This window comes from Vibrio sp. TRT 17S01 (genome assembly GCF_050113695.1).
Classification (GTDB): Bacteria; Pseudomonadota; Gammaproteobacteria; order Enterobacterales; family Vibrionaceae; genus Vibrio.
In genome coordinates this window covers 19,311-28,625 of record NZ_JBNJOG010000022.1, presented here as the reverse complement: position 1 = coordinate 28,625, position 9,315 = coordinate 19,311, and the positions used below count along the sequence as shown (strand labels likewise).

Sequence of the window (9,315 nt, the reverse complement as noted above, 5' to 3'; positions counted from 1 at the left end):
TCTGCTTCTGCTTCTGCTTCTGCTTCTGCTTCTGCTTCTGCTTCTGCTTCTGCTTCTGCTTCTGCTTCTGCTTCTGCACGCAGTGTCTCGTCTTCTTCGACAGATTCAACAACTTCCGTTGGTGCTTCCACACTTTCAGTTTGTTCTTGTTCTGGTTGTTGTTGATCTACCGATTGTTTGGTTTGCTCGTCATCTCCAAAGCCAAGCCAAGAGAGTAATCCACGCTTCTTTTTTTCCGTCATCTGGGGGATTTCCTAGATTTACTGTATTTAACGCTGATTTTTCTTGTGCAGCGATTATCCATGCGCAAGAAAAACAAATGACAAAGTTATGAAAACTTTCCTAGCACGTTGCACTCTTGAGGCAATGCATTAAGTAATTTGCTTAATGCATCCACTAGGGGTTTAGGTATACACTCTGTCATCATAAAATTTTGGGCTGTATCCAGGTTCATTTCCTGGGCGACTGGATATAGTATCACTTAATTAACGGTCAAAAAATCTATGGTAAGACGTCGCCAGCAAAACACATCACAAAAAAAGCCATCCACGGGCTTTGTTCGTATCATCAGCGGCTTATGGCGAGGCAGAAAACTGCCAGTTCATAATGCTGAAGGGTTACGTCCAACCACAGATAGAGTGAAAGAAACGGTCTTTAACTGGCTCGCTCAAGATGTTCCCCAAGCAAAATGTCTGGATTTATTTGCAGGCTCTGGCGGCCTAGGTTTTGAAGCAGCCTCTCGCCAAGCAGAACACGTAACATTGATTGAGCTCAATAACGACGCATTCAAGCAGTTACAACAGAACATCAACGCACTTAACGCCAGTAACCTCAGTGCACACAACACTGATGCGCTGAGTTTTTTGCAGCAGCAAGGTACGCCTCATCATGTGGTCTTCATTGATCCGCCTTTTCGTAAAGGCTTGCTCAGCGAAACGATAAGCTTACTCGAGCAAAATGGCTGGTTGGCTGATGACGCAATGATCTATATTGAGACAGAAAAGGAACTCACGCTGGAAGGCATTCCAGAAAACTGGCATCTGCATCGCGAAAAGCAAGCAGGACAAGTCAGCTACCGATTATTTGAAAGGACGTCATTATGAAAATTTTGCTTACGCTCGCCAAAGCAGCAATAGGATTTGTTTGGTTTGTTTTGTTTTTAAACTTCTTTTACCCATTCCCTGGTAAAGCAGCCATCGCACTATACATACTAACAGCATTTCTGTTCTTTATGCATGGCTTGCAAATGCTTATCTTTGTTGGGGCCTTTGGTGACAAAATTAATATGAGCCGATGGGAAAAGTGGTCGATATTGGCGTTTGGGATTTTTGCCTTGCTCGATATTCGCCGAAAACACATGACCTAATAATCAAAACGCCACTCATTGAGTGGCGTTTTACGTTTTAAGCTAAGTAACCCTTTAATCCATCTAGGAACATCTGGGTTGAAATCATCACCAACAATAAGCCCATCAAGCGCTCAACGGCTTTAAGCCCTCGCTCACCTAACACGCGATGGAAAAATCCATAAAACATCAGAATAAAGAAAGTCGCGCCCCACGCTAAAATAACAGCGCCAGAAAGCTCTAGCAATTTATCGGGATGCTGAGTCGACAACAATAATAAAGCCGCAATAACGGAAGGCCCTGCAATCATTGGAATCGCCATCGGTACGATGAAAGGTTCGTCCCCGGCGGCCAACCCGGTAATGCTGCCAGCACTCGGAAATATCATCTTAATCGCGATAATAAACAGAATGATCCCGCCAGAAATACTCAATGTTTCTGGCTGCACGTGTAAAAACCCGAGAATGCTTCGTCCGGCAAAAAGGAATAACATCAAAATGAGCAATGCGAATATAAGCTCTCGGATCAAGACTTTACGACGGCGCGCCGGATCGAGATGTTTCAGTATCGATAGAACAATCGGAAGGTTACCAAGCGGGTCCATGATAAGAAAAAGCATGGTCGCGGCAGAAAGAATATCCATGTGTGTAAGCCTGCAAACGAACAATCGCCGCAGTATAACAATCAAAGCGGCGGATTGTTAGCCAACAGGCCATGTCGAAAGCATTAGTGACTGCAAACACGCTCTGCGTTGATATGCCATTTGCCTTCGATAGCCACAATCTTTTGTCGCTCAACAAAGAACATAAGCAGCTTATCAAGATCAAAACCACTAAGCTTGCACGTCCGGAATTGAGCATCGTCACCAAATTCAGTCGCAACCGCTTGACGCAATTCCGACTCAGTCATTGGCGTTTCACGTAATAGATTAAGTACATTGTGAGCGTGAATTTCATTCGACATCATCATTCCTCTTTTTTGCGAGCACAGGCTGAAGCATAGCAAAAGCATGACTGAAAACTTTGATTTTAGATAATCAGAGAAGCGGTAATCAATGCATGCGCCAGTAAGTAGCTACCAGAGATCAAATACTGGCCAAGAGCAATCGAGTGACGGTAGTCATGGAGTGCCAATACTGCTGCAGAAGCCGTTAGCGTCAGTGTTCCTGCAAATGCTAAGGCAGCTGAGCTTGTACGTTCCAACAACCATACTTCACCCGCCGCCCAATTGAGCTGTATCAAGACCATCCCCATGATGACAACAGGAAAAATAAAACGATCGATTTTGGGCAGCAATAAGAAAAACGCCACCACAGCCGCACCAAGTAGCATAGCAGGCAACCACCAAACGATATCGCCAGATAATTGAAGCCAAAAGAATTTACTGTAACTCAATTGCGCAAGTAGAAAGAACGCAAAACACAGTCGTTGCTTCCGCCTGAAGATGTATAGGGCATCAGCAAGCATTGAAACAATAAGCCCACCCGCAATCCATACTAACGAGGTACCCAAATCCCCCACTTGAGTCAAAAGCATAAATAACAACAGAGACAGCGTGAGCGTTTTAAACGTAGCAGCCTGAAACTTATTATTGTTTTCACTTGCAGAAATACTGATAAACCCGGCTAGGGCTACAGAAAGCCAGCTCCACATGTAGACACCTCTTGTTTCATTCGACGCCAGTGTATGGAGGACAATTAATATGTCCAGTCGGCGGTTACAAAACTTGGATCTTGATTGTGCTTCATCGTGCTCATCATAGCTTGTCTCAACGCTGCTTCATCATTCACCTTTAAGACATAGTCTCCATTTCTGACACATTGGCTCAAGTTCAGTAAATTTCGCAGATAAAACACAAAAACAGCCATCTAATACGAAAGTTAACCAATAGAAATTATCAACAATATTAATTTAAATCAATAAGTTAAAACATAAAACTCAAATAACATCATTCTTTATCACGTCACACCACACTCGAGCGGAACAAATTTCTCTTCTACAAGCGATCTTAACTAGGCAATTGATGAGAATTAATATCATGTAGAGATTGTTTTATAATAAATAGTCAGACCAATGTAAGATCGATCTTGCTGAAAGGCCCTAAACCACAAAATACAAACTTTTCAATTCGAACACGAATTAAACAACACGAAAATCAAAACAAAAACAATAAGTTACACAAGAATCAAGTTCAAAAATAGATATAGCCCAAACAAAAAACACTAAGAAAACTCATAAAATATCGGCCTAAAAATGGCATTTGTCGTCATGACAAAGTTATTTTTTTGTGGCTTTGACAGAAAACAACTTGATCAAACCACAAAAACACTGCTATTCTAAAAAACATACAGTTAAACATCACTTTTAAGGAGCAGTGTTATGATTACATCATCACAAAAACAAGGACTTGTAATGATCGCGGTAGTAGTTGGCCTAATGACGCTGCCGATGATGTACTAATTACCAGTCAAAAATAAAAAAGGGACGCTTTCGCGTCCCTTTTTTATTTTCTGTCTATTAGATCACCAAAATCAGTGTATTTTAGCGGTAAAGCTGAAAGATTGGTCAAACTATAAAACAGTGTTTTTCTTAAGTTATCCTATCGATTTCATTGCAAATGCTGGCTAAGTACATCCCAATGTGCGTAATAAAACAAAATAGCGGCTAAGGTGATCAGCATCATCAACATAATTGCAGCTCGCCAGATAAAGCGCCCACTTCGAGGTGTGAGTTCTTTTTCACATTCATCGCAAACTGCAAGAAAAGCTTGAGAGTCATCTAAAGCAAATTCTTCTTCGTGCGCAGCTTTATTACGTACAGTCGCAATGTATCTGAGTTTCTCAATCACATCGTGAGGCAACCGTTCCTCACAGCTCGTAATTAATTGATGCAGCCCCGTTCCCTCTGCGTGATATTGCTCTCGAAGCAACCGCTCAATTTTACGGGTGCGCGCAACCACTTTCTCCATATCCGACATGGCTTCCCTCCATCGCATATAAGTTTAGGGTGTGTTTCCTCATTCTTCTATATCTGCTGAGGTTTTACGACAGGCGTAAGATAAATTTGTGCAAGAGAATCAATAAATAGAACAAAATGCATCTAAGTGCGTATTTTTTACGCAATTATGGTGAGTGACCTCGATCGTATTTTCATTACTTGTAACTAAAAACTCAAAAAAGGATGTGTTGGCTCAACGGTAAGTGGTAGAGAAAATCGTTAGAATAAAGCCTTAAATCAGGAGGATGACATGCCTATTTCGCTTTTTGCTGCTGTAGTTTTGCTGGCTGTTTTAGCCGGATGGGTTTTTGTTGGCTTTTATCGTCGGCATATTCAAGGGAAGGATGCCCCCGAGCAAACCGCAGAAGTCACGATTTTAGATAAGCAGGCTATCGAGGTCGACGAGGTTCAACCAGGACAAGACGATCAAGAGTACTGGATTTACGTTCAAAAAGGGAAAATTGGGCCGAAGCGTGAATTTCAAGTCGGCATTCACTACTACCATGCACTCAATCCCGGAGATAAAGGCATGTTAACTTATCAAGGCGATAAATTTCTTCACTTCGCCCTACGCCGATAAAACACTGCGACCTTTCGCTAGAACATGGATTTAAGAGAAAGGTCTCTCCCTCTAAGGCAAGAGCCAACGCGTTTTATTCCAACGGGAAAGCAACCAACTCAAAGCTAACGCCCCCGCTCCACTAATGATCACCCAGAAAGGGATCACCCAAACCGGATGCCCATCATGCCAAGCGTAGGTTTTCATCGGCCATAAAAAAATGGGATGCAGCAAGTAAATGCCCAAACTATGTTGACTGATAAAGGCAACGATTTGATTGGCACGTACCGAGAGTGATTCTCCCGCATAACGGCACAGCATAAAGATCATACTCGCAGCAACAACCACATTAAGCGTTTTGTAGGAAAGCCAGCGGCCCACACTGTACTCTCCATTAGCCACGCTAACAGAAATCACCATATAAGCTGTCAATAGTAATGCAGTGACCCCAAGTAGGGTAAAAATGCCGATGACAGCTCGATTGAGTGGCACCTTTTGATACAACACATAGCCAAGCGGCAAGTAACCACTATAGAGCCACAATTCGGCACTCCATGGACCATCAATACGTAGCAAAAATAGGATGGTCGTCACTAACCAAACGGCTAAGTAAGCGTACAGCGCTGCACTATCTAAGTGACGGACCATCCACTGAAATAAAGGAATGACGAAGTAGAGCGGAATGAAATAATAAAAGAATCCAAGGTGATAATAGGTGGCGTGTTCAAGTCCATTGCTCAGTACGTCTTTGGCAATAGCGCTATCGTAGCCATTGATTGTCCAACCGGAAAACCAAGCATAAAACAGTGACCAAATAATGAAAGGAACCAACACTTTTCCCAGACGACGCTTAATGTAGTACCCCAGTTCAAAGGGACGCGTATCACTAAGCATTAAGGCACCGGTGATCAGAATAAACACTGGAACCGCCCACCGAATAACGCTGTTCAACCCAACGGCTGTAAACCATTCTCCAAATGGGATCACTCCGAGTTCTGAGCGGTAAGGAGCCAAGACATGGATCGCGATAACTGCAATTGCAGCTACACACCTCAATAAATCAAAAAAGCGAATTCGTTCTCTCACGTCACCATGCCCAATCGGAGTAATGGAAAATGTTCACCGCTCAATATAACAACAAAAAAAGCTGACTGAGTACGAATTCGAGTCAGCTTTTGGTGAGTTTTTCATCATCACAGACTAGAGGATGAGGCGAGCTTTGGTAGTTTTATCGAGATCAAGGTCGTCAAGGCTAAAAAGGTAAAGGAAACCCAAAGACAAGCAGATAACCCGGCTAACTGGAACACCCATCCAGATAGAATGGTACCAACTAGCCGCCCCATAGCATTCGCCATGTAATAAAAGCCCACATCAAGCGATACGCCATCCCCTTTCGCATAACTCACAATCAAATATGAATGCAGTGACGAATTAATGGCGAAGATAGCGCCGAAAATGAGTAAGCCCACAATGATCACGAGCTGTGGCTGCCACCCCGTCTGCACGGCATACGCGATGAACCCCGTCACCAGCGCCAGTAACGCTGCCCACCACATTGCAGCTTGTCCATCCGGTACTTTTCCTTGTGCTTTACCCGTGATCTTAGGAGCAATGGCTTGCACCATGCCGTAAGCAATCACCCAGCTTGCAAGAAAACCTCCCACCCACAAGTGGTCCCAACCAAACGTTGTTCCCAAATACACCGGTAGTGCAACCACAAACCAAACATCACGAGCGCCAAAAAGAAACAGACGCGCAGCCGACAATATGTTGATAGAAGCTGACTTAGAAAAGATTTGACTAAATTTAGGCTTGCTCTTCGCCTTCCCCATGTTGCTCTCCAAAGAGAGTAAACTGCCAACCAACACCAAGCTGAGAATAGCCGCCATCAACAACACAGCAGAAGAGAAACCAACAAGAGACAGCAGCAAACCGCCAATAAAGAAGCCAAGTCCTTTTAACGCATTTTTTGACCCAGTTAAAATCGCAATCCACTTGTACAATGCGCCCTGTTGTTCATTAGGGACCAATGTTTTGATGGAGCTCTTCGCACTCATTTTATTGAGATCTTTAGCGATGCCTGAGAGGGCTTGTGCCACCATAACCCAAGGGATGGTTAACCAAGTCACTGGCACCGCGAGCATTAGTAGAGCTACGATTTGCATCGCCAGCCCCAGATTCATGGTCTTATTTAATCCTAATCGCGCACCAAGCCAGCCACCAACTAAGTTAGTAACCACACCAAAAAACTCATAAAACAGAAATAACGATGCTATCTGTAAGGTGGTGTAGCCCAAATCATGAAAGTAGAGCACCACCAGCATACGCAGTGCTCCATCCGTGATGGTGAAGTTCCAATAATTAAAAGTCACCAGCATGTACTGGCGTACGCTTTTCTCAAGATGAGCCAATAACATATATTACCTTTGTACGGCTTTGAGAGCATTTGGCCTACCATGATCCAAATACTCTTTCAGCTAACTGTGAGCAATTCGCTCTATGTATTCACGCTGCACAGGTTTGGTGAATGCCCCCGGGCGCAAGGCTTGCACTTGTTCAATGATTTGCGCCAGTGGCCACCCTTGTTCCAAAAGCAGATGAGCAGCGAGTAACCCCGTACGGCCAGAGCCTCCCATACAATGCATCGCAATTTTTTCATCACGTTGAAGCGCTTGATGCAGCGCAGGGCTTACGACCTGCCATTTGCCTGCAAAGGCCGAGTCTGGCGCGCAATCATCTTCGATTTCAAGTTGATACCATTGCATCCCCAGAGCTTTAACTTGCTCACCAAGTTGAGCAACGTCTTTGGCTATCAACTCATCATCACTCAGCGCGGTCACCACACTGGTTACCCCGTTTGCTTTCAGTTGCATTAATGATTCGTGTAACGGCTCACCTTTGGTTCCCGGACACGGCGTCAGTACCAAACCACCTTGCGGTAATGGCAATTGCCAGATTGGATGTGTCATGTTTACTCTCCTAAGCCAATCCCACATTACGTGCTAATTCGGCCGTACGTGTGGCATAGCCCATTTCATTGTCATACCACGCATACACTTTCACCATGCGCTCTCCGACCAACATGGTTGATTGCGCATCGACAATGGTAGAACGCTGATCACCACGATAATCAATCGACACTAATGGCCGCTCTTCAAAGCCTAGAATGCCTGCTAATTCACCTTGCGAGGCTTGTTTAAGTAGCGCATTCACTTCTGCCGCACTGGTCTCGCGTTTCACGTTAAACACGATATCGGTCAGTGACGCGTTGGCTAATGGCACACGTACCGCGTGACCATTAATGCAGCCTGCTAATTCTGGAAAAATTTCAATGATGGCTTTAGCACTACCAGTCGTTGTCGGGATCAGGCTCATGCCACATGCACGAGCACGACGCAGGTCCTTATGAGGCGCATCTAAGATGGTTTGTGTATTGGTGAGATCATGAATAGTAGTAAATGAAGCCTGTTCTATCCCCAAATGTTCATGAATAACCTTCACAACAGGGGCAATACAGTTGGTGGTGCATGAAGCCGCAGTCACAACGCGATGTTTATCGGCATCAAAAATATCATCATTGACACCAACCACAATATTAGCCACTTGCGGGTCTTTTACTGGCGCAGAGACCACTACACGCTTCACGCCTTGGTCAAGGTAGCGCTGTAAATAAGCCATATCACGATGAACACCTGTCGCTTCAATCACCACATCACAACCTGACCAATCAACAGCATCAATTTCTCGCTCCTGCGTGGTACGAATGCGGTGCTGTGCAATCACCATCTCATCACCTTCCGCGTGTACCGCATGCTGCCAGCGGCCTTGCACCGAATCAAACTCAAGCAAATGAGCCAGCGTCGAGCAGTCACCCGCAACATCATTGATATGCACAAATTCCATTTCAGGCCAATCAAAAGCCGCACGCATCATCAAGCGTCCAATGCGGCCAAAACCATTAATTCCAACTTTAATCGTCATGGTCATTCCTTCCATTATTTATTGGCAACATACTGGACGTGACTGCATTGCATGCAATCGTTCAATATCTTGCAGGTATTCGGTTCTTAAACATTGTGATTCCACCAGATCTTCAATCAGCTTATTCATCCAGCCGGGCAAATTGTTAGCGAGGCGATAGAACACCCACTGCCCTTGCCGGACATCCACTAACAGACCACTAGAGCGAAGTTGAGCCAGATGACGGGAAATTTTGGGCTGACTTTCTTGCAGTGCTTGAGTCAGCTCACCCACAGAAAGGCACTGCTCACGAACAATGAGCAACAAGCAACGCACTCGTGTTTCATCGGCAAGCAGTTTAAAAAAATGGTGTGGCAACATAAAACATACTCATATATGGATATACATATATGTTGCTTAGTAAGAGGTAGAAGCGCAAGACTTAGGACGTCATT

Annotated in this window: 12 protein-coding genes and 1 pseudogene; 3 read left to right on the top strand and 10 right to left on the bottom strand. The window is 44.4% G+C overall.

All coding sequences use genetic code 11. The features are described from left to right. Positions 1-242 (bottom strand): annotated as a pseudogene (locus tag ACQEXS_RS20990) (signal recognition particle-docking protein FtsY); the annotation flags it as partial. A gap of 261 nt (positions 243-503) precedes the next feature. Between ACQEXS_RS20990 and rsmD the strand changes: the two are divergent. Together rsmD and ACQEXS_RS20980 are read left to right on the top strand one after the other, a co-directional pair. Continuing rightward, positions 504-1,103, top strand: coding sequence for a 16S rRNA (guanine(966)-N(2))-methyltransferase RsmD (gene rsmD, locus ACQEXS_RS20985; RefSeq protein ID WP_427012121.1), 600 nt, complete (start codon positions 504-506; stop codon positions 1,101-1,103). Continuing rightward, a complete protein-coding gene (locus ACQEXS_RS20980; protein ID WP_367987550.1) occupies positions 1,100-1,366 on the top strand; it encodes a DUF1145 domain-containing protein in 267 nt (88 codons plus the stop codon). Before rsmD ends, ACQEXS_RS20980 begins: the two co-directional genes overlap by 4 nt. A 37-nt stretch (positions 1,367-1,403) precedes the next feature. Here ACQEXS_RS20980 and ACQEXS_RS20975 read toward each other — a convergent pair whose 3' ends face one another. From ACQEXS_RS20975 to ACQEXS_RS20960, 4 genes are all read right to left on the bottom strand, one after another. After that, positions 1,404-1,988, bottom strand: a complete 585-nt coding sequence (locus ACQEXS_RS20975; RefSeq protein ID WP_367987551.1) for a YhgN family NAAT transporter — start codon at positions 1,986-1,988, stop codon at positions 1,404-1,406. 83 nt (positions 1,989-2,071) lie between these two features. Then, a complete protein-coding gene (locus ACQEXS_RS20970; RefSeq protein ID WP_367987552.1) occupies positions 2,072-2,308 on the bottom strand; it encodes a YecH family metal-binding protein in 237 nt (78 codons plus the stop codon). 65 nt (positions 2,309-2,373) lie between these two features. Then, a complete protein-coding gene (locus ACQEXS_RS20965; protein ID WP_427015079.1) occupies positions 2,374-2,997 on the bottom strand; it encodes a lysoplasmalogenase in 624 nt (207 codons plus the stop codon). Positions 2,998-3,952: 955 nt separating this feature from the next. Beyond that, complete coding sequence (locus tag ACQEXS_RS20960; RefSeq protein WP_427015078.1) at positions 3,953-4,321, bottom strand: DUF4145 domain-containing protein; 369 nt, start codon at positions 4,319-4,321, stop codon at positions 3,953-3,955. 270 nt (positions 4,322-4,591) lie between these two features. Here ACQEXS_RS20960 and ACQEXS_RS20955 point away from each other — a divergent pair, with 270 nt between their 5' ends. Further along, the gene (locus ACQEXS_RS20955) at positions 4,592-4,921 is read left to right on the top strand and encodes a DUF2500 domain-containing protein (protein ID WP_427012122.1); all 330 of its coding nucleotides are present in this window, start codon (positions 4,592-4,594) and stop codon (positions 4,919-4,921) included. 51 nt (positions 4,922-4,972) lie between these two features. Here ACQEXS_RS20955 and ACQEXS_RS20950 read toward each other — a convergent pair whose 3' ends face one another. The 5 genes from ACQEXS_RS20950 to ACQEXS_RS20930 form a co-directional block, all read right to left on the bottom strand. After that, on the bottom strand, positions 4,973-5,986 hold the full coding sequence (locus ACQEXS_RS20950; protein WP_427015077.1) for an acyltransferase: 1,014 nt from the start codon (positions 5,984-5,986) through the stop codon (positions 4,973-4,975). A 107-nt stretch (positions 5,987-6,093) separates the two neighbouring features. Next, positions 6,094-7,317: an organoarsenical effux MFS transporter ArsJ gene (gene arsJ / locus ACQEXS_RS20945; protein ID WP_427015076.1), complete on the bottom strand. Its 1,224-nt coding sequence runs from the start codon at positions 7,315-7,317 to the stop codon at positions 6,094-6,096. A 60-nt stretch (positions 7,318-7,377) separates the two neighbouring features. Continuing rightward, on the bottom strand, positions 7,378-7,869 hold the full coding sequence (locus ACQEXS_RS20940) for a cyclin-dependent kinase inhibitor 3 family protein (RefSeq protein ID WP_427015075.1): 492 nt from the start codon (positions 7,867-7,869) through the stop codon (positions 7,378-7,380). Between the two features lie 10 nt (positions 7,870-7,879). Then, the gene (locus tag ACQEXS_RS20935) at positions 7,880-8,881 is read right to left on the bottom strand and encodes an ArsJ-associated glyceraldehyde-3-phosphate dehydrogenase (RefSeq protein WP_427015074.1); all 1,002 of its coding nucleotides are present in this window, start codon (positions 8,879-8,881) and stop codon (positions 7,880-7,882) included. An 18-nt stretch (positions 8,882-8,899) separates the two neighbouring features. Further along, positions 8,900-9,241: a metalloregulator ArsR/SmtB family transcription factor gene (locus ACQEXS_RS20930; protein ID WP_427015073.1), complete on the bottom strand. Its 342-nt coding sequence runs from the start codon at positions 9,239-9,241 to the stop codon at positions 8,900-8,902. Between the last annotated feature and the right edge of the window lie 74 nt (positions 9,242-9,315).